This window comes from Hydrophilobacter chitinilyticus (assembly GCF_049860745.1).
Taxonomy (GTDB): Bacteria; Pseudomonadota; Gammaproteobacteria; order Burkholderiales; family Burkholderiaceae_C; genus Rhodoferax_B.
Map to the genome: position 1 here is coordinate 3302631 of NZ_CP187561.1, position 20679 is coordinate 3323309.

Annotated in this window: 15 protein-coding genes; 4 read left to right on the forward strand and 11 right to left on the reverse strand. The window is 62.2% G+C overall.

Annotated elements, in window-relative coordinates:
• Nucleotides 1-168: 168 nt before the first annotated feature.
• Nucleotides 169-4113, reverse strand: a complete 3945-nt coding sequence (hrpA, locus tag ACPWMG_RS14655; RefSeq protein WP_483305252.1) for an ATP-dependent RNA helicase HrpA — start codon at nucleotides 4111-4113, stop codon at nucleotides 169-171.
• A gap of 213 nt (nucleotides 4114-4326) precedes the next feature.
• On the opposite strand from hrpA, the gene argA reads away from it, so the two are divergent.
• Nucleotides 4327-5679, forward strand: coding sequence for an amino-acid N-acetyltransferase (gene argA / locus ACPWMG_RS14660; protein WP_483300226.1), 1353 nt, complete (start codon nucleotides 4327-4329; stop codon nucleotides 5677-5679).
• A 76-nt stretch (nucleotides 5680-5755) separates the two neighbouring features.
• Here argA and ACPWMG_RS14665 read toward each other — a convergent pair whose 3' ends face one another.
• Nucleotides 5756-7414 carry an HD domain-containing phosphohydrolase gene (locus ACPWMG_RS14665; RefSeq protein WP_483300227.1) on the reverse strand — a complete coding sequence of 553 codons (1659 nt, stop codon included), beginning with the start codon at nucleotides 7412-7414 and terminating at the stop codon, nucleotides 5756-5758.
• Nucleotides 7415-7708: 294 nt separating this feature from the next.
• Here ACPWMG_RS14665 and ACPWMG_RS14670 point away from each other — a divergent pair, with 294 nt between their 5' ends.
• A complete protein-coding gene (locus ACPWMG_RS14670; RefSeq protein WP_483300228.1) occupies nucleotides 7709-8485 on the forward strand; it encodes a basic amino acid ABC transporter substrate-binding protein in 777 nt (258 codons plus the stop codon).
• 78 nt (nucleotides 8486-8563) lie between these two features.
• The gene (locus ACPWMG_RS14675; RefSeq protein ID WP_483300229.1) at nucleotides 8564-9337 is read left to right on the forward strand and encodes an amino acid ABC transporter permease; all 774 of its coding nucleotides are present in this window, start codon (nucleotides 8564-8566) and stop codon (nucleotides 9335-9337) included.
• Nucleotides 9338-9346: 9 nt separating this feature from the next.
• Here the strand turns inward: ACPWMG_RS14675 and ACPWMG_RS14680 are convergent, their stop codons facing one another.
• The 8 genes from ACPWMG_RS14680 to ACPWMG_RS14715 form a co-directional block, all read right to left on the reverse strand.
• The gene (locus ACPWMG_RS14680) at nucleotides 9347-9853 is read right to left on the reverse strand and encodes a disulfide bond formation protein B (RefSeq protein ID WP_483300230.1); all 507 of its coding nucleotides are present in this window, start codon (nucleotides 9851-9853) and stop codon (nucleotides 9347-9349) included.
• Between the two features lie 170 nt (nucleotides 9854-10023).
• Nucleotides 10024-11136, reverse strand: a complete 1113-nt coding sequence (locus ACPWMG_RS14685; protein WP_483300231.1) for a sulfate/molybdate ABC transporter ATP-binding protein — start codon at nucleotides 11134-11136, stop codon at nucleotides 10024-10026.
• A 13-nt stretch (nucleotides 11137-11149) separates the two neighbouring features.
• Entirely contained in the window at nucleotides 11150-12073 is a 924-nt protein-coding gene (gene cysW / locus ACPWMG_RS14690; RefSeq protein ID WP_483300232.1) for a sulfate ABC transporter permease subunit CysW, read from the reverse strand.
• A complete protein-coding gene (gene cysT / locus ACPWMG_RS14695) occupies nucleotides 12070-12942 on the reverse strand; it encodes a sulfate ABC transporter permease subunit CysT (protein ID WP_483300233.1) in 873 nt (290 codons plus the stop codon). Before cysT ends, cysW begins: the two co-directional genes overlap by 4 nt.
• The gene (locus tag ACPWMG_RS14700) at nucleotides 12943-13944 is read right to left on the reverse strand and encodes a sulfate ABC transporter substrate-binding protein (protein WP_483300234.1); all 1002 of its coding nucleotides are present in this window, start codon (nucleotides 13942-13944) and stop codon (nucleotides 12943-12945) included.
• On the reverse strand, nucleotides 13941-14573 hold the full coding sequence (locus ACPWMG_RS14705; RefSeq protein ID WP_483300235.1) for an RBBP9/YdeN family alpha/beta hydrolase: 633 nt from the start codon (nucleotides 14571-14573) through the stop codon (nucleotides 13941-13943). The genes ACPWMG_RS14700 and ACPWMG_RS14705 overlap by 4 nt, the downstream gene beginning before the upstream one ends.
• 122 nt (nucleotides 14574-14695) lie before the next feature.
• Nucleotides 14696-15175, reverse strand: a complete 480-nt coding sequence (locus ACPWMG_RS14710) for a VOC family protein (RefSeq protein ID WP_483300236.1) — start codon at nucleotides 15173-15175, stop codon at nucleotides 14696-14698.
• A 104-nt stretch (nucleotides 15176-15279) separates the two neighbouring features.
• A complete protein-coding gene (locus ACPWMG_RS14715) occupies nucleotides 15280-16176 on the reverse strand; it encodes a LysR substrate-binding domain-containing protein (RefSeq protein WP_483300237.1) in 897 nt (298 codons plus the stop codon).
• A 145-nt stretch (nucleotides 16177-16321) separates the two neighbouring features.
• Between ACPWMG_RS14715 and ACPWMG_RS14720 the strand changes: the two genes are divergently transcribed.
• Entirely contained in the window at nucleotides 16322-16969 is a 648-nt protein-coding gene (locus ACPWMG_RS14720) for an FMN-dependent NADH-azoreductase (RefSeq protein WP_483300238.1), read from the forward strand.
• An 18-nt stretch (nucleotides 16970-16987) separates the two neighbouring features.
• Here the strand turns inward: ACPWMG_RS14720 and ACPWMG_RS14725 are convergent, their stop codons facing one another.
• Complete coding sequence (locus ACPWMG_RS14725; RefSeq protein ID WP_483300239.1) at nucleotides 16988-20641, reverse strand: sensor domain-containing phosphodiesterase; 3654 nt, start codon at nucleotides 20639-20641, stop codon at nucleotides 16988-16990.
• Nucleotides 20642-20679 lie beyond the last annotated feature (38 nt).

The window sequence follows — 20679 nt, forward strand, 5'->3', positions numbered from 1 at the left end:
GTACGAAACCTAAGCCTGCGCTTGCCTCGTGCCGCGTCGCATGCGTCTTGAACCGATTCAAAACGCACGGGGCACGCGGTGCACGAGATTCCCGCAGTGCAGCAATATCGTGCACGGGATACGGGCGCTTGGCAACCGGTTGTGACCAGCCACACCGCAACTGGGCCGCTACTGCACCAACTGCGCCCAGGCTTTGTCCAGCCGCTTGCTGCTCACGGGCTGCGGTGTGCGCAACTCCTGGGCGAAGAAGCTCACGCGCAGTTCTTCCAGCAGCCAGCGGAATTCGAGCATGCGCGCATCCGTCACTCCCTTGCGCTCGGCCACCAGGCGCCAGTAGCGCTGTTCTTGCGGGCGCAATTCGGCCAGACGCGCGGCATCGCGTGCGGGATCGGCGCGGTATTTGTCGAGCCGCGCGGTGATGGCCTTGAGGTAGCGCGCAAAGTGCTGCAAAGCAGGCCACGGTGTGTTGGCCAGGAAGCGTTTGGGCATGAGGCGGGCCAACTGCTGGGCGGCATCGGCCGTGGCTTCGGGCGCGTTCTTGGTGTCTTTGAGCTTGCGGGCGGCCACGGCGTACTCGGCCAGGATGGAGCTGCACAGGCGCGCCACCTCGTTGGCGATCAGTGTGAGGCGGCCACGGCCTTCGTCGATGCGCTGCTGAAAGCTCAAGGCGTCCGTCGGTAGCGGATCGAGCAAGAAAGCGCGGTCAAGGGCCACGGCGATGATCTGCTCTCGCAGTTCGTCTATGGTGCCGCCGCCCGAACCGTCGGTCGCCTTGCCCACCTGCATGTAGGCCACGCCCATCTTTTGCAGGTCGGGAATGTTCTTTTCCAGGTACTTCAGCGCGTCTTTGATCTGCAGCGCAAACAGTCGGCGTAGGCCGGCGCGGTGCTTGGCGGCGGCGACTTCGGGTTCATCGAACACTTCGATAGTGACCGCGTCACCCGCGTCAATCAGGCCGGGGTAGCCAATCAGCGTTTGGCCGCCCTTTTGAATTTCGAGCAACTCGGGTAGTTCGCCAAACGTCCAAGTGGTGTAGCGCTGGTCGGCTTTCGTCGCCGGTTTGTTATCTTTTTTAGGAGCTACTCGCGCTTCTGTAGATTGCGCCGAGCCCCCATTTTTCTGTGAACTCTGAGGAGCAGAGGAAGTGGTGGTCGTTTGGGTCAGCTTCAGCCCCGCCAGCGCCTGGAACGCGCCCCTCGCCTGTGACCCCAGCTCGGCCTTCAGCGCGCCGATGTTGCGCCCGGTGCCGAGTTGGCGGCCGTGCTCGTCCACCACGCGGAAGTTCATGAACATGTGCGGCGGCAGCATGTCGGCCTTGATGTCGGCGCGCACGATGTCCAACGACGTGGCCTGGCGCACCAGCTTCAGCACGGCATCGACCAGCGCGCCCTGGCCGTAGACCTCGGGCGCGTTCAGCGTGGCGGCCATGCTGGCGGCGGTGTCGGGCAGCGGCACCAGGCGCGAGCGTGGGCGCTGGTGCAGCGTTTTCAGCAGTGCTTGGATTTTGTCCTTCAGCATGCCGGGCACCAGCCATTCGCAGCGCGCTTCGTTCACCTGGTTCAGCACAAACAGCGGCACGGTCACGGTCAGGCCGTCTTTGCTGTCACCGGGTTCGTGCAGGTAGGTGGCGGCGCAGTCCACACCGCCGAGGCGGATGGTTTTGGGGAAAGCGTCGGTGGTGATGCCGGCGGCCTCGTGGCGCATCAGCTCTTCACGCGTCAGCATCAACAAGCGCGGCTGGCGCTGTTGTTCGTCTTTGTACCAGCGCTCGAAACTGGCGCCGCTGTAAACGTCGGCCGGCAGTTGCTGGTCGTAGAAAGCGTAGATCAGCTCGTCGTCCACCAGCACGTCCTGGCGGCGCGCCTTGTGCTCCATCTCTTCCACCTGGCGGATGAGCTTGCGGTTGCTGGCCAGGAACGGCAGCGGGGTTTCCCACTCGCCGCCCACCAAGCCTTCGCGGATGAAGATTTCGCGCGCGCCCACGGCGTCGACGCGGCCGTAGTTGGTGCGGCGGCCGCTGTAGATCACCAGGCCGTACAAGGTGGCGCGCTCGAAGGCCACCACCTCGGCGGCCTTCTTTTCCCAATGCGGGTCGAGCAATTGCTTCTTCAGCAAATGCACTGCTACCTGCTCCACCCACTGCGGCTCGATGTTGGCCAGGCCTCGGCCAAACAGGCGGGTGGTCTCCACCAGTTCGGCGGCGACGATCCAGCGGCCGGGTTTCTTGCTCAGGTGTGCGCCGGGATGGCGGTGGAACTTGATGCCACGCGCGCCCAGGTATTCGCTTTGCGCGACCTCATCGCCCTCGGTCTTCCAGCCGATGTTGCCCAGCAAACCGGCGAGCATCGATTGGTGGATCTGCTCGTAGCTGGCCGGGTCGGTGTTGAGCTTCCACTTGTGCTCGGCCACCACGGTGGCGAGTTGGCTGTGGATGTCGCGCCACTCGCGCACGCGGCGGATGCTGACGAAGTTTTGCCGCAGCAGTTGTTCGTACTGGCGGTTGCTAAGTTTGTGGGTGGGCGCGTCCAGCCCCTTGGGCAGGTGGACCTTGCCCTTGCCGCCCACGTTCGCGACCCCGACCGCCGTGCCCGGCGCTGCGGGCGCACCGCCACGCGCATCAGCCAGCCATTTCCACAGGCGCAGGTAGCCGCTGAATTCGCTTTTCTCGTCATCAAACTTGGCGTGCGCCTGGTCGGCCTGGGCTTGCGCTTCCATCGGGCGGTCGCGCACGTCTTGCACCGATAGCGCGCTGGCAATCACCAGCACTTCATCGAGCGCACGGCGTTCACGCGCCTCCAGAATCATGCGGCCTACGCGCGGGTCCAGCGGCAGGCGCGACAGCTCCTGGCCCATGGGGGTGAGTTCGTTGGCGTCGTCCACCGCGCCGAGTTCGGCCAGCAGTTGGTAGCCATCGGCAATGGCGCGACCCATGGGGCGCTCGATGAACGGAAAGCTCTCCACCGAGCCCAGGTGCAGCGACTTCATGCGCAAGATCACACCGGCCAACGAGCTGCGCAGGATTTCGGGGTCGGTGAAGCGCGAGCGGCTGTTGAAATCGGCCTCGTCGTAGAGCCGGATGCAAATGCCGTCTGCCACACGGCCGCAACGGCCGGCGCGCTGGTTGGCGGCGGCCTGGCTCACGGGCTCGACCAGCAACTGCTCGACCTTGCTTCTAAAAGAATAGCGCTTGACGCGTGCGGTGCCTGCGTCAATGACGTAGCGGATGCCTGGCACCGTGAGCGAGGTTTCGGCCACGTTGGTGGCCAGCACGATGCGCCGGCCGCTGTGGCTGTCAAAAATGCGGTCTTGCTCGGGCCCGCTCAAGCGCGCAAACAGCGGCAGCACTTCGGCGCTGCGCAGCATGGGCTGGTGGCTCAGGTGTTTGCGCAGGTGGTCGGTGGCTTCGCGGATTTCGCGCTCGCCGGGTAAGAACACCAGGATGTCGCCGCCCTGGCGCGGGTCGCGCCAGAGTTCGTCCACACCATCGGCAATGGCTTCGTTCAAGCCGTAGTCACGGCTTTCTTCATAGGGCCGGTAGCGCTGCTCCACCGGAAAGGTGCGGCCAGACACCATGATGACCGGCGCCGGAATCAGGTCTTTGCCTTTGCTGCCAGGCTTGGCAAAGGCGAAGTGATCGGCGAAGCGCTGCGCATCGATCGTAGCCGAGGTGACGATGACCTTCAGGTCGGGCCGGCGCGGCAGGATCTCGCGCAGGTAGCCCAGCAAGAAGTCGATGTTCAGGCTGCGCTCATGTGCCTCGTCGATGATGATGGTGTCGTAGGCTTTCAGCAACGGATCAGTCTGCGTCTCGGCCAGCAAAATGCCGTCGGTCATCAGCTTGACGGACGCATCGCGGCTCAGCCGGTCTTGGAAACGCACCTTGAAGCCCACCACGTCGCCCAGCGGGGTCTTCAGCTCTTCGGCAATACGCTTGGCCACCGAGCTGGCGGCGATACGGCGCGGCTGGGTGTGGCCGATCAAATGGCCGCGCTGACCGGGATGGTTGAGCTTGCCGCGCCCCAGCGCCAGGGCGATCTTGGGCAACTGCGTGGTCTTGCCGGAGCCAGTTTCGCCACACACGATGACCACCTGGTGCGCGGCGATGGCGGCCATGATCTCGTCGCGCTTGCCGCTGACGGGCAGGTTCTCTGGAAACTCAATCCTCAAAGCGGGAGGCGCGGCTTGAGGCTCGGGCGATGGCGCAGCAGAAACAGATGACACAGCGGTGACGTTGGGATCGGACAAGGTAAGACTTCTTAATCGAAAACTTCGTAGACAATCGCGGATTATCCCAGCCCGCCCCACTCACCACCTACTGCCGCCGCGATGTCCACTGTTTTCAACTTCACCTTTGTTCCGTGGTTCCGTTCCGTGGCGCCTTACATCCACCAGCACCGGGGCAAAACCTTTGTGGTGGCGATTGCGGGTGAGGCGATTGCGGCGGGCAAGCTGCAGCACATCGCGCAAGACCTGGCGCTGATCAAAAGCATGGGGGTGAAGATCGTCTTGGTACACGGCTTTCGCCCGCAGGTGAACGAGCAGTTGCAGGCCAAGGGGCACGAACCCAAGTATTTCAACGGCATGCGTATCACCGACTCGGTGGCGCTGGACTGCGCGCAAGAAGCCGCCGGCCAACTGCGCTACGAGATCGAAGCCGCGTTCAGCCAGGGGCTGCCCAACACTCCTATGGCGGGGGCCACGGTGCGCATGATCTCGGGCAACTTCATCACCGCGCGGCCTGTGGGCATTGTGGATGGCGTGGACTTTCAACACTCGGGCCTGGTGCGCAAGGTCGACTCGGCCGGCATCCGCCGCGCGCTCGACTTTGGCGCCATGGTGCTGCTCTCTCCTTTCGGCTTCTCGCCCACCGGCGAAGCTTTCAACCTGACCATGGAAGACGTGGCCACCAGCGTGGCGACCGAAATCCAGGCTGACAAACTGATCTTCCTGACCGAAGTGCCCGGCATTCGCATGAACCCGCTGGAGCCCGAGAGCGAAGACAACCCCATCGACACCGAGTTGCCGCTGTTCGCCGCCGAAAAACTGCTCGAAGAGTTGCCCGCGCCGCAAAAGCCGACCGACATCGCCTTCTACCTGCGCCATTGCGTGCAGGCCTGCAAGGCCGGTGTGGAACGCAGCCACATCCTGCCGTTTGCGGTGGATGGCTCGCTGCTGCTCGAGGTCTACGTGCACGATGGCATCGGCACCATGGTGATCGACGAGAAGCTGGAGAGCGTGCGCGAAGCCAGCTCGGACGACGTGGGCGGCATCTTGCAGTTGATCGAGCCGTTTGAAAAAGACGGCACGCTGGTCAAGCGCAGCCGCACCGAGATCGAACGCGACGCGCACCTCTACACCGTGATCGAGCACGACGGCGTGATCTTCGCCTGCGCCGCGCTCTACCCCTACCCCGAGGCCAAGACGGCCGAGATGGCCGCCCTCACCGTGTCGCCGCTGAGCCAAGGCCAGGGCGACGGTGAAAAGGTGCTCAAGCGCATCGAGCAACGCGCACGCGCCGCCGGCCTGGAAAGCATTTTCGTGCTGACCACGCGCACCATGCACTGGTTCATCAAGCGCGGCTTCCAGCCGGTAGACCCAGACTGGCTGCCGGACGCACGCAAGCGCAAGTACAACTGGGACCGTCGCAGCCAGGTGCTGGTGAAGAAGCTGGTGAACTGATCAGCGGGCTTAGTACCTACACAAACAAAAATGGCCTCTTTGCAGAGGCCGTTTTTTCGTCCGGATTTTCGTTCGGTCAGCGCAGGGGCGGTTCGTGCGGCAAGTCGAGCTGCTCGGGCACCAGGAAAGCCCGCGCAAAGCGGCGGTACACCTTCTGCCGCATGAACACATCAAACAAGGCGGCGTCGATCTGCCCGCTTTTGTTGATGCGCACCATGCTCTCCAGCGCCTGCTGCATGGTCATGCCCGACTTATAGGACTTGTCGCGCGTGGTCAGCGCCGCAAAGGTTTCGGCAATCGCCAGCATCTTGGCCGGCAGCGACAACTGCTCGGGCGACACCTGCTGTGCCTGACCCTGCTCGTCAAACTGCAGGCCACGCGTGGCGGCGTACTCGGGCACGTTTTTCAGATGCTTGGGCCACGGCACCTGGCGCAGCAGGTACAGCGTGGCGGCGCGGTGCTGGTTCACCAGCTCGCGTTCGCTGTTGTTCAATGTGCCGGACACAATCGACAGGTTCTCACGCTCGTCCGAGGTGAGAAACGGTGCCCTCCGGCCCGACACGTCGGTCCAGCTACGGCCGGTGCCAATGGCGTCGAGTCGCTCCAGAGCGTCTTCGTCCATGGTGACGCGGCCCACGTTGACCTCGCGCAGAAAGGCGCGGTCGGCATCGATGGAAATCCGAACCTGCTCGGCCTCAGCTTGGATGGCGTCTTCGGCTTGCGCGTCTTGCACCGGACGCAAGGCCAGTTGGCGGCGCAGCGCGGCGATTTCGACGTCGCGCTTGAGCACCTCGAACCGGGTATCGACCAGGTCGATGCGGTCCACCAGGGTTTGCAGCTTGGTGGCTTTGTCGGTGATGTGCGCAGGAGCCGAAATTTTGGCGCAGTCGTGCAGCAAACCGGCAATGCGCAGCTCGTTGCGATCGCGGTCGGTCAGCGTAAAACCGGCGTAGGGGCCGTCGGTTTCGGCGTCGACAGCTTCGGCCAGCATCATCGCCAGCGCAGGCACACGCGATACCGCATGCTCCACGGTGTGCGCCGCCACGCTAGGCGAGGCCGCAAACTGAGGCGAGTCCTCCTTGATGGCCAGGCTGATCACCCGCACAAACGATTCGAACAGGTCTTCCAGTTGGTTCACCAGCACGCGATTGCTGAGCACGATGGCGGCTTGTGACGCCAGCGACTCCACCAGGCGCTGGTCAGCCTCGGAGAACGTGACCACGCGGCTCAGGTCGGGCTCTTGCGCGTTGATGAGTTGCAGCACACCGATGACTTCGCCGTCGTGGTTCTTCATCGGCACGGTGAGCATCGACTGCGAACGGTAACCCGTGCGCTGGTCAAATTCCTTGGGGCCCGAGAAATCAAACCCTTCGGCCGTGTAGGCGTCGGCAATGTTGACGGTTTGGTCGTGGATGGCGGCGTAGGTGGCCACCATCGAGTCGTTCAAGGCGCCGTTGGCGTCCACCAGTGGGAGCGGTGCAAACTCGACCGGGTGCCCTGATGTGCCCCCCGAAAACAGGTCGAGCGAGTTGGTGCGCATGATCTCGAAACGCAGCGCGCTGCCGTCTTCGGTCATGCGGTAGAGCGTGCCACCGTCGGCGTGGGTGATGTTTTTGGCCGCGATCAAAATGCCCTCAAGCAGGGCGTCCACGTTGTGCTCTTTGGAGAGCGCGGCGCCAATCGCATTGAGTTGATCGAGTCGGCCCAGCAAGTCACCGACGAGGTCCATCGCCATATCCTGTTCCTGTTGTTCAAGCCCAGCCAAACCCTTGGCTGGAGCCTGTCTCTACAAACCGGTTAACCAAAGTTTACATATCAACAAATGTAGCTGAAAGCGGCGTGTTCAGCGGCATCGGCACGACATTTCAAGCACGTCAAACCGCCCCTCACTGCAGTCTTACAACACCATGCTGAAACCGACTTGCTTCTCCACGAGGCTCGGTGAAAACACTGTCTATACAAGCACTTTCTATAATTACGCTTCGGTACCTTTGCCGATCCCTTGAATCCAACCAAAAAGAAGACCGCCATGTCCATTCTTCGCCGCACCTTCTCCCTCAGCCTGGGCCTGCTCTCCGTCGCGACCGCGATGTCCATCTCCACCAGCGCGATGGCACAGAACCGCGAACTCGTGGTCGCCTCCAGCGCCACCTACGCGCCCTTCGCCTTTGAAAACAAAGACAAGCAGATCGTCGGCTTTGACGTGGACATCATCAACGCCATCGCCAAGCAGCAAAACATCAAGATCAAGCTGGTGAACACGCCTTGGAGCGGCATTTTTGCGGCGCTGAACAACGGTGACGTGGACCTGGTGATCTCCGGCGTGACCATCAACGACAAGCGCCGCCAGAGCTTTGACTTCTCTGCCCCCTACTTCGCCGCCCACCAATTGATCGCCGTGCCCAAGGAAAGCACTGTCGCCAGCCTGAAGGATCTGGCCGGTAAGAAGATCGCCGTGGTGAACGCATCGACCGCCGACGACGTGGCCTCGCGCGAATTCGGCAAGACCAGCCCGAACATCCGCCGCTTTGAGAGCACCCCGCTGATCATTTCTGAAGTGGCCGGCGGTGGCGTGGATGCCGCCATTGGCGACAACGGCGTGATCGCCTACCGCGTGTCGCAGACCGCTAACTTGAAGGCCGTGACCGACCCGTCCTTCCCCGAAGAAAGCTTTGGCATTGTGGTGAAGAAGGGCGACAAGGCCCTGCAAGACAAGCTGAATGCCGGCCTGGCCGCCATTCGCGCTGACGGCAGCTACGCGCAAATCTACAAGAAGTGGTTTGCTCAGGACTACAAGGGCCGTTAATTCGACACCCCTCCCCGCCCTCTGAAAATGGCCGCAACGCGGCCATTTCCTTTTCAACGCATTTAATTGAAAGCTCCCATGGATCAACCCACCCTCTGGTTCGGCTGGTTTCGCCCCGACATCCTGGTGGAATACCGCCAACTGTTCATCGACGGCGCGCTGACCACCTTGTACATGACCATCGGCTGCGTGCTGATGGGCGGCCTGTGGGGCTTGTGCCTGGCGCTGGCCCGCTTGGCGAATGCGCGCCACGCACCCTGGAGCTGGATCACGCGCTTTCTGCTGCGCTGGCCCGCCACGGTGTACGTGAGCTTCTTTCGCGGCACGCCCTTGTTCGTACAGATTTTGCTGATGCACTTTGCGGTGATGCCGCTGTTCATCCACCCCACCAGCGGCTTGTTCATCACCGGCGAGTTGGCGCGCACCTTGAAGCAAGAGCACGGCGCCTTGATCTCGGGCGTGGTGGCGTTGACGCTGAACTCGGCCGCCTACATCTCGGAAGTGTTTCGCGCGGGCATCCAGTCGATTTCGCGCGGGCAGTTTGATGCCGGCCGATCGCTGGGCATGCGCCCGCACCAGGTGATGCGCTACATCGTGCTGCCGCAAGCCTTTCGCCGCATGCTGCCGCCGCTAGGCAACAACGCGATCGCGCTACTCAAGGACACATCATTGGTCTCGGCCATTGGCCTGGCCGAGTTGGCTTACGCCGCACGTACCGTGGCTGGCGCCTACGCGCGTTATTGGGAGCCGTACCTGGCGATTTCGCTGGTGTACTGGCTGATGACGCTGGCGCTGACGGGCATGTTGCGCCGCCTGGAACATCGCCTGGCGCGTAGCGACCGAGGCGGTTAAAAAGTCGAATTAGCGTTGACGCTGACGGCGCACCAGCGTCGTCAGCAGCGTGACGATCAGCACCGCAAAACAGACAAACGACCAGTTGGCGATAGAGCCACCCAGGAACGTCCAGTCCACCGCCGAGCAGTCGCCGCCACCACGGAAAATCAACGGCAACAGGCGCTGCAGCGGAAAGGTTTCGATCATGCCGTAGAGGTCGCGGCCGCAGGTGGCGATCTCGGGCGGGTACCACTGCAGAAAGCTTTGGCGGGCGGCCGTGAAGGCGCCGAAACCGGCAAACAGCAAAGCCAAAATACCAAAGCTCACAAAAGCGCCTTTGCGCTTGCTCAGGGCACCCAAGCCGGCGAACACGGCAACCAATATCAAAGCGTAGCGCTGCACGATACACATCGGGCATGGTTCCAGGCCACCCGAAAGCTGCAGATACAACGCAAAGCCCAGCAAGGCCAGGCAACCCACGGACACCAACGCCAGCACGCGGCGTGGCGCGGCATCAATCCAACTCAACAGCATCTGTTTTTCTTTCTGAAAAAGGAAAAGGCCCGGAGCGTGTGCACTCGCAGCCAAAGGCAACGATCGTCAAATGATCACGTCGTTGCATTGTCTGCGAATGGACACCCCGGGGCCGGGCTTAGTTCCTTCCGCTGGGCTCCCGTAGGCGCCCGCTTGTCTGAATCAGCGCATCAGATGTTGGCGGCCTCGTCGAGGAACACGCGCGCCTGGCGTGGCGTGACCAGCAAGGTTTGCCCTTCGGCAAAGCCCTGCTCGCGGTAACGCGTAGACGACAGTTGCGCTTCCACCAGGTGTTCGTCACCGGCGCGGCCTGCAGGCGCATCCACCGGCATCAACTCCAAACGGGCGATGGGGCCGATGACGATGGCGCGCGTGAGCTTGGCCACAATGCCGCCAGCGGTTTGCATGCCGCGCGTGTAGGGCTGCACGTCTAGGTCGTGCGGCCGCACATAGGCAAAAGCTTTGACATCTTGTGCACCGCCGTGCTCCGGTGCATTCAGTCGCAAGCCACCTTCGGCACCCAGCAGCACTTCGCCTTCGTGGGCACGGCCGTGGAACAGGTTCACGTCGCCCAGAAAACCGTAGACAAACGGACTGGCCGGGTGATCCCACACCTGTTGCGGCGAGCCAATCTGTTCGATCTTGCCTTGGTTCATCAGCACCACGCGGTCGGCCACTTCCAGGGCTTCTTCCTGGTCGTGGGTCACGAAAATGCTGGTGACGTGCAGGTCATCGTGCAGGCGGCGCAGCCAGCGGCGCAATTCTTTACGCACCTTGGCGTCGAGTGCACCAAACGGCTCGTCGAGCAGGAGCACCTTGGGCTCTACCGCCAGCGCACGCGCCAAAGCGATACGTTGGCGTTGGCCGCCAGACAGTTGCGACGGGTAGCGGTCGGCCAGCCAGTCGAGCTGCACCAGCGACAGCAACTCTTGCACCTTGGCCTTGATGGCGGCTTCGCTCGGGCGTTGGGCGCGCGGCTTGACGCGCAAGCCAAAGGCCACGTTCTCGAACACCGTCATGTGGCGGAACAGCGCATAGTGCTGGAACACAAACCCCACTTGGCGTTCACGCACGTGCACGTCGGTGGTGTCTTCGCCCGAGAACAAAATGCTGCCCCGGTCGGCCGTTTCCAGCCCGGCAATGATGCGCAAGAGCGTGGTCTTGCCGCAGCCCGACGGGCCCAGCAGCGCCACCAGTTCACCCGAGGCGATGTCCAGGCTGACGTCGCCCAGCGCGTTGAAGTTGCCAAACTGCTTGCTGACGTTGCGAATTTCAATACTCATGATGTCTTTCTTCTCAGCCCGCAGATGCAGAGCTCGAGGTCGATACAGGTGTGGGACGCTCGGGCGGCAATTCGGCGGCTGCGCGTTGTTCGCGCTCCTGGCGCCACTCGGCCACCGACTTGATGATCAACGTGACCACCGCCAGAATCGCCAACAGCGAAGCCACCGCAAACGCCGCCACCGATTGGTATTCGTTGTACAGAATTTCCACGTGCAGCGGCAGCGTGTTGGTTTGCCCACGGATGTGGCCGGACACCACCGACACCGCGCCAAACTCGCCCATGGCGCGTGCGTTGGTCAAGATCACGCCGTACAACAGGCCCCACTTGATGTTGGGCAGGGTCACGTGCCAGAAGGTCTGCCAACCGGTGGCGCCCAGCACAATCGCGGCCTGTTCTTCATCATTGCCTTGCGCCTGCATCAGCGGAATGAGTTCACGTGCGATGAAGGGAAAGGTCACGAAGATGGTGGCCAACACAATGCCAGGCACGGCGAAGATGATCTTCACGTCGTGCGCCTGCAGCCAAGGGCCAAACCAGCCATTGGCACCAAACACCAGCACGTACATCAGGCCCGCCACCACCGGCGACACCGAGAACGGCAGGTCGACCAGCGTGGTCAGGAAAGCCTTGCCACGAAACTCGAACTTGGCAATGGCCCAGGCTGCGGCCACACCAAACACCAGGTTCAGCGGCACGGCAATGGCGGTGGCAATCAGCGTGAGCTTGATGGCAGACCAGGCATCGGGCTCCTTCAGCGCATCAAAGTACGCGCCAAAACCTTTGCGCAGCGCCTCGGTTGCCACGGCAGCGAGCGGCAGCACCAGGAACAGAAACAGGAACACCAGGGTGATGCCAATCAGCAGATAGCGAACCCAGGCGGCTTCGGTGGTGCCGGCTTTGGCGCGGCGAACCGTGCGAGATGCGCCGCCGCTCATACCACGCTCCCCGTGCGGCGGCGTTGCCAGGCTTGCAAGGCGTTGATCACCAGCAGCAACACAAACGAGATCACCAGCATCACCACGGCCACGGCGGTGGCACCGGCGTAGTCGTATTGCTCCAGCTTGCCGATGATGATCAGCGGCGTGATTTCAGACACCATGGGCATGTTGCCGGCAATGAAGATGACCGAGCCATATTCGCCAATGGCACGTGCAAAGGCCATGGCAAAGCCCGTCATCAGCGCGGGCAGCACGTGCGGCAAGATCACCTTGGTGAAGATTTGCAGACGTGTGGCGCCCAGCGATGTAGCGGCTTCTTCCAGCTCTTTCTCGGCGTCTTCCAGCACCGGCTGCACCGTGCGCACCACAAAGGGCAAGCCGATGAAGATCAGCGCAATCACCACACCAGCGGGCGTGAATGCCAGCTTGATGCCCATGGGCTCCAGGTACTGGCCAACCCAGCCGTTGCCCGCCAACAAGGCGGTGAGCGAAATGCCAGCCACAGCCGTGGGCAGCGCAAACGGCAAGTCCACTAGGGCATCGACAATCTTTTTGCCGGGAAACTTGTAGCGCACCAGCACCCAGGCCACCAACAGGCCGAACACCAGGTTGACGACAGCGGCAAACAGCGACGCACCGAACGTGAGGCGGTACGAGGCCATCACGCGTGGACTTGTCACCGCCACCCAAAATTGCTCCAGCGTGAGGCTGAAGGTGCGCAGAAACAAAGCAGACAGCGGGATCAACACGATCACGCTCAGATAAAACAGCGTATAGCCCAGCGTCAGGCCAAAGCCCGGTAACACGCGTCGCGGGCTACGCCGTCCGGCGGCCTGAGGGCCCGCCGACACTTGCGCGGCGGTCATTTACTTGGGGGCCGTGTAGAGCTTGTCGAACTGGCCACCGTCGTTGAAGTGGACCTTCTGCGCCTGCGCCAGGCTGCCGAAGAACTCTTCCACGGGGAACAGCGTCACGGGCTTGAACACGTCGCTGTACTTCTTCAACACTGCGGCAGAGCGTGGGCGCAGCGCGTGCTTGGCGGCAATCTCCTGGCCTTCGTCAGAGTACAAATAGTCCAGGTAATCCTTGGCCAGCGCGGCCGTGCCCTTCTTGGCGACGGTGCGTTCCACCACGGCCACTGGGTTCTCGGCAATGATGCTGATGCTTGGCAACACGGCGTCGACCTTGCCGTCGCCGAATTCGCGGTTGATGGACACGACTTCGGATTCAAACGTGATCAACACGTCGCCAATATTGCGTTGCAAGAACGCGGTGGTGGCGGCGCGGCCACCCGAGGCCAGCACTGGCACGTTCTTGTACAGCTTGCTTACGAACTCTGCGGCTTGGGCTTCGGTGCCGCCCTTCTTGCGCACGTAGCCCCAAGCGGCCAGGTAGGCGTAGCGGCCATTGCCGCCGGTCTTGGGGTTGACCACGACGACTTGCACGCCGGGCTTGACCAGATCGTCCCAATCCTTGATGCCCTTGGGGTTGCCGTTGCGCGTCAGGAACAGCATGGTCGAGGTGGTGGGCGAGGCGTTGTTCGGGAACTTCTTGTTCCAGTCTTTCGCGACCACACCCTTGTCGGCCAGGAAGTCGATGTCGGTCGAGGTATTCATGGTCACCACGTCGGCGTCCAGGCCTTCGGCCACGGAACGCGCCACGGCGCTGGAGCCTGCGTGCGACTGGTCAATCTTCACGTCTTTGCCGGTGGTCTTTTTGGCGTGCGCTACGTAAGCGGCGTTGTAGTCTTTGTAGAACTCGCGTGCGACGTCATAAGAACCGTTGAGCAAGGTGGTGGTTTGCGCCCCAGCAACACCAGCGGCCGTGAACACTAAACCGGCCAAGAGAGATTGAATCGTTTTTTTCATGCAGCTTCCAGGGAATGATTAGAAAAGCGGGGCGTATTCTCGCCGCTCGCAAGCGAACGTAACAGCAAAGGACTCTCGCCCATCAGGGATTGCAGCAAAGCCAGGCCCAATGGCCACTCGCCATGCCCGCTGGCCACATTGATGTGACCGGCATCGGTCAGGCGCACAAACTCGCTTCCCCACGCGCGAGCGTAAGCGCCGGCCAAGCGGATCGGGCAATACGGATCATTGCTGCTGGCCACCAGCACGTGCCGATACGGCAGCTTTTGCGATGGCACGGGCGCGAAGTCGCTGAGCGCCGCGCGGCGCTCCGGGTCGGCAGGCGCCACCAGCAAGGCGCCCTGCACCTGCTGCGCCACCTCGGGTGGCAAATGCACTGACGCAATGCACCCCAGGCTGTGTGCCACCAGCACTACCGGCCCAGGCTTGGCTTGAATGGTTTGGCTCAAACGCTCAACCCAAGCTTGGCGGTTGGGCGTGTGCCAGTCGTCCTGTTGTACCCGCTCAGCGGCGGCAAAACGCTCGCACCACAGGCTTTGCCAGTGCTCCGGGCCAGAGTTACGCCAGCCCGGCACCACAATGATGCGGGGCGCTTGGTCTGGCGTGGGCCGTGGCGGAGAAATGGTCATGCGCGTGAAGAGTCCTTTGAGAGAAGGCCATTCTCTTCATATGCATGACGAAATCAAACTATCGAATTTTTGTTTATATAGACGACTGAGGCATATAAGACGCGTCTTTTCGGTTCTAAGGCTCAGCCCTTTCGCGCGGCCTCAATCTTGGCGACGTCGATCTTGCCCATGGTCATCATGGCTTCAAACACGCGCTTGGCCACCGCTGGGTCTGGGTCTGCAATGCCATCGGTCAACACGCGCGGCGTGATCTGCCACGACAAGCCCCAGCGGTCTTTGCACCAGCCGCATTCACTGGCCTGGCCGCCGTTGCCCACAATGGCGTACCACAGGCGATCGGTTTCGGCCTGGTCGTCGGTAGCGATCTGGAAAGAAAACGACTCGTTGTGTTTGAAATGCGGGCCGCCGTTGAGGCCAATGCAGGGAATGCCCGCCACAGTGAACGCCACCGTCAAGACACCGCCTTGTTTACCGTCGGGGTAGTCGCTCGGCGCGTAGAAAATGCTGCCCACCTGGCTGTCGGGAAAGGTGGCGGCGTAAAACTTGGCGGCCTCCAAGGCGTCGCCGTCGTACCAAAGGCAGATGGTGTTTTTGCTGGTCATGTGGCGTCTCCTATCTTTTAAAGATTCAAGCTTGGATCAGGTCGCGACAAACTTCCAGTGTTTGGCTCGCATCCATTTGTAGGAATTTGTCCTCAGCGCGAATCTCAGTCCATCGGCCCTGCCGCTTCTAAAAAATCTAAAAACAACCTCACTGCCGGCACCAAGCCCCGGCGGGACGCGAAAACCGCGTGCACATAGCTGGAAGGCAGGCCCCAGCCCGGCAAAACGTGCGTCAAACGGCCGGCCGCAATTTCATTCGCGCACATCGATTGCGGCAGAAAGGTCGCGCCCACGCCGGCCAAAACGGCCAGCCGCAAGGTCAGCAAATCGTTGGCCACGTAGCGCGGGTGGTGCTGCCATACCCATTCGGCGCCGCTGTCGTTGATCAACCGGATGGTGCTACGCCCTTCTACCGCCGACATGGCCACGGCATCCAGCCGCGCCAAATCTTCCGGTTTCTGCGGCACGCCCTGGCGCTCCAGTTGGCTGGGGCTAGCGACTAAAAAGCCGGTGCTGGTCGATAAACGCTTCACCACCAGGCTGCCACTGTCGTCCAGGCTGGAGCGCACGCGCAGCGCCACGTCCACGCCCTCTTCCACCACGTCGACGACGCGGTTGGTGACTTCCATCTCAATGCGGACCTGCGGGTGTTCGGCCAAAAACTGCGGCAGCAACCGGCCCAGCGCACCCTGCGCCATCGTCACCGGGCAGGTGACACGCACGGTGCCACGTGGCTCGGCGCGCATGTGCTGCACGGCTTCGTCGGCGGCAACGGCCTCGGCGCGCATCGCCAGGCAGTGACGGTAGTAAGCCTCGCCCACGCTGGTGAGCGACAGGCTGCGTGTGGTGCGCTGCAAGAGGCGCACGCCCAGGCGCGACTCCAGCTCGGCCACGCGGCGCGACAGGCGTGACTTAGGCAAACCCAGCGCCCGCCCGGCGGCCGCAAAACCGCCCTGCTGAACCACTTCAGCAAAGTAAAACATGTCGTTGAGATCCTGCACCGAGCCTCCAAAACCCGCTTAAATAGGTCATTGTTCCAAATTCAGGACAATCTATCGCGTTTTGAGCACCTTATCAATCATTAGCCCCGCCCCGACAATTAATCACCGGCCACAGTTTCGTGGCACCAACCACTGAAAGACTTGTATGAAGCTCCTGCACATTGACTCTAGCGTTCTGGGCGACAACTCTGTGACCCGCGACCTGACCCAACGTATCGTGACCGAATGGCGCACCAGCCACCCCGGCACCGAAGTTGAACACCTGGACCTGGCCGTGAACGCCCCCAGCCACCTCGACGCCAACTCGCTGGGCTTCCGCCTGCCAGCGGACGCCGCACTGACCGATGTGCAACGCCGCGAAAACGCCGTGTCTGAAGCCCTGGTCACGCAATTCCTGGCTGCCGACGTGATCGTGATCGGCGCGCCGCTGTACAACTTCACCATTCCGACCCAACTGAAGGCCTGGATCGACCGCATCGCGCAAGTCGGCCGCACCTTCAAGTACACCGAAACCGGCCCCGTGGGCCTGGCCGGTGGCAAGACCGTGATCGTGGCGTCTGGCCGTGGCGGTGTGTACTCCACCAGCGCTGGTGGCACCGCCATGGAACACCAAGAAAGCTACCTGAGCGTGTTGTTCGGTTTCCTGGGCGTAACGGACGTGCGTTTTGTGCGTGCTGAAGGCGTGGCCATGGGCCCTGACGCCAAGGCCGCCGCTTTGGCCGCCGCCAACACCGCCATCAAGGGTTTGACCCAAGCCGCTGCCAACCAGGGCAATGTGAGCCAAGCTGCTTAAGTCAAGCCGCTGAAAAGCTCAAGATTTAGATTGAGCTGAACCGGAGACGCGCTGAGCGAGAAATTCGTTCAGCGCGTCTTCTGCCAATGGGCGGCTGAACAAGTAGCCCTGGTAGGCCTGGCAGCCCTCACGCTCCAGAAAATCGCGTTGCTCCGCCGTTTCCACGCCTTCGGCAATCACGCCCAAGCCCAGACTGTGGCCCAGCGCAATCACCGTACTGGCGATGGCGGCGTCGTTCGAATCGGACAACACATCGCGCACAAACGACTGGTCGATCTTCAATTGGTCGAGCGGCAAGCGCTTCAAATACACCAGCGACGAATAGCCAGTGCCAAAGTCGTCGAGCGAGAAGCTCACGCCAATGGCCTTCAAGGCCTCCATCTTGGAGATGACGGAATCCATGTCGTCGACCAGCACGCTCTCGGTCAACTCCAGCTTGAGCTGATACGGCGCAGCCCCCGTGGCGCTGAGCACGTCTTTCACCTGCTTCACAAATTCAGGGTGGCGAAACTGCCGTGGGCTCACATTCACCGCCATGGTCAGCGCACGGGTGGACGGCTTGTGGCGCCACTCGGCCAACACCACGCAGGCCATTTCCAGCACGCGGTGGCCCAGCTCGAAAATCAGCCCGACCTCTTCACACAGCGGAATGAACACCGCGGGCGACACCAGGCCACGCTGTGGGCTGCTCCAGCGCACCAAGGCTTCCACACCGAGCAATTGGCCAGCATGGTCAACCTGCGGCTGGTAGTGCAGCAAAAACTGGTCTTCTTCAAACGCCTGGCGCAACGCCACTTCCAACTCGGCCCGCTCGGACACCACCGACTGCAAGCCCACGTCAAAGAAGCGTAGCGTATGTCGCCCCGCCCCTTTGGCCTGGTACATGGCGATGTCGGCCTGCTTCAGCAGTTCGCCGGCATCGTTGGTGTGGTTCAAAAACGGCGCAATACCAATGCTGGAGCGGCCGTGGTAATCAAACCCGGCCAGGCGGTACGGCGCGCTCAACTCGCGGATGATGCGTTCGCCCACCAGCCGCGCACGCGCCGCCACTTCTACGGTACCTGCCCCCAAGGCTTCGAGCAACACCACAAATTCATCGCCCCCCAAACGCGCCACGGTATCGTTTTTACCCACGCACGCACACAGTCGGCTGCCCACCTCTTGCAGCAACAGGTCGCCCTTGTCGTGGCCCAGGGTTTCATTGATGGTCTTGAAATTGTCCAGGTCGATCATCAGCACGGCTCCACCCAATGCGCCTGCGCCTTGCACGCGGTCTACCGCGGCCTGCAGACGCTCTTGCAGCAACACGCGGTTGGGCAGGCCAGTCAAGGTGTCGTAGAACGCCAGGGTCTGGATCTTCAGCTCAGCCACTTTGCGTTCGGTGATGTCTGTGTCGATCACCAGCACGGTCTGCTCCTGGCCGTTCTCACCATCCACCAGCGACCAACGGCTTTCGACCGTGACAAAACGTCCGTCTTTGCAGCGCTTGATGTCTTCGCCATGCCATTCGCCGCAAGCGCGCAACGATGCCATGGGCACGTCACGCTGCGCCCGGCTGGCGCCCAGCAGCGTCATCGCGGGTTGGTTGAGCGCTTCGGCAGAGGTCCAGCCGTAGAGCCGCTCGGAACCTTTGTTCCAGTACTGCACGCGGCCCTTCATATCGCAGACCGTGATGGCGTCTTGTGCGTGATCCAGCAAACGGGCCAGGTTGCGGATGCGCGCGCCGGAGACCTGCTGCGCCAACTCGGTGGCGGCGCGACTGGCAAAGATCTGCAGCATGGAGCACACCAGATCGGCGTGCGCGGGCTTCTGGTCGTATCCCAACAGCATCAGCCCGATGGGTTCGCCTTCAAGGTTGTCGATGCGCCGCGCCACGTGGTAGCGGGTGCCCATTTGAGCCAACAGTGGCACATCGGCGAAGGCGGTTTTGGCGGGCGCATCCAGGCAGTTCTCATGGCGCTCCAGCAGCATCAGCATGTCTACGCCGGTGGTATGCGCAGGCGTGTCCGGCGGGCTCCATGCAAAAGGCGATTGCAATGCGCCACGCACGGCCGCCCCCAACGAGCGCAGCACGGGCGTGGCATCGGCTTCGGCGGGCTGCAGACGAAACACAAAGCCGCACTGCGCCTGCAAGGCATCGGCCATGTTGGCGGCGAGTTGCTCAAAAAAGGCCGTGCCGGTAGCGGAGATGGCTGCGGCCACCTTCATCACCGCCGTCTGGATGCGTTGCTGCGCTTGCTCCGCGCTTTGCTTGCGCGCCAGATTTCGCAAGTTGACCAAACCAAAAGCCAGGTTGTCGGCCAACTCTTCGAGCAGTTTGAGCTCTTCAGGGCTCACCACCGACACGTGCGGCGCACACAGGCTCAACACGCCAAAGGTGTGGCCCCCGTCATGCAGGGGCAGGCTGATACAGCTCCTGAAACCCTCGGCCATGGCGCGCTCTGCATGCGGCAAGTGCTTGGCGGCAACGGCAATGTCTTCGATCACGACCGCGCGCCCCGTGCGGATCACGCGACCGGACGGGCCGTTGCCGCGAAAGCTGGTTTCGTCCCAGCTGGGATTCAGCACTTCCAGCAAATGCTGTTCCACCCCGGCATAGGCCACCGTTGTGATGTTCTTTTCAGCGTCGTTCTGGGCCATGCCCACGAACACGAGGTTGTAGTAACCCAGTTCGACCACGATATCGCACACACGGCGCAGCAGGTCGTCTTCACTGGTAGCGCGTGCCAGGGCCTGTACACCGGCGCTGAGCATTTTTTGCGCGCGACTGACTTTGGCCAACTGGCGCTCGGTCTCGATGCGCCGGGTCACATCGACCACCAGCACCAGTCGGCTCAGTTCGCCTTCAAAGTCGACCAGGTTCATCCAGATCTCGACCTCGATGGCGCGGCCATCCTTGGTTCGATGGGTGCGGCGCAAGCCCTCGACCAGACGCGCATTCTGCGTCTGCTCCATCATCTTCTGGCGTGATGCCGGGTCGCGGTCCCACAGGAAGTCGGAGGCATGCATTTGCAGAAACTCGGCGTCGGTGTAGCCATAGAGCCGGCGCGTCGACTGGTTGACCGCCACCACCTGCCGTGCGCCGTGCGACAACACGTACATCGGCAACGGGCTGTTCAGGAACAACTGCTGGTACTGCGCTTGCGACAATTGCAAGCGCTGGCTGGTGCGGTGCAATTGGATGGTATTGACCAGGGAGTCGGCCAGCACCATGAAGCGCGCTGCAAAAATCTCGGTAAAGGTGTGTGTTGGCTTGAACAGCAGGTGGATCAAGCCCACACACTGCCCGCCCATGCGCAATGGCGCCACCACGATGTTGAATGGGCCCAACTGCACGGGGTCGGGCTCCGAGCGCAACACGTGGTTGGGTTGCAGCCGAAGCGGCTGGTCTTTGCCCAACAGCACTTTGCTCGATTGCAAGGCTTGCGTGCACAGGTCGTCATCGCGCACCTCCACCCCCAGGTAAGGCGCCAGACAACCCGCCACACCGCGATATACCAGGGTATCTCCCTGCAGCAAAATGCCAACACCTTCGCAGCCGATGATCAGCAGCAGCATGCGCTCGGCGGCATCTTTGAGCAAACTGTGCAGGTCGTCTTCAAACAGCGGCAGCAGGCTTTTGGGAAGCGTGTTGGCAGGATCCAGCAGCGTGACGTGATCGACCATCTTCATCCGCCCGCCCCCGCGACGGCGTCTCGGCCGGCCATCAC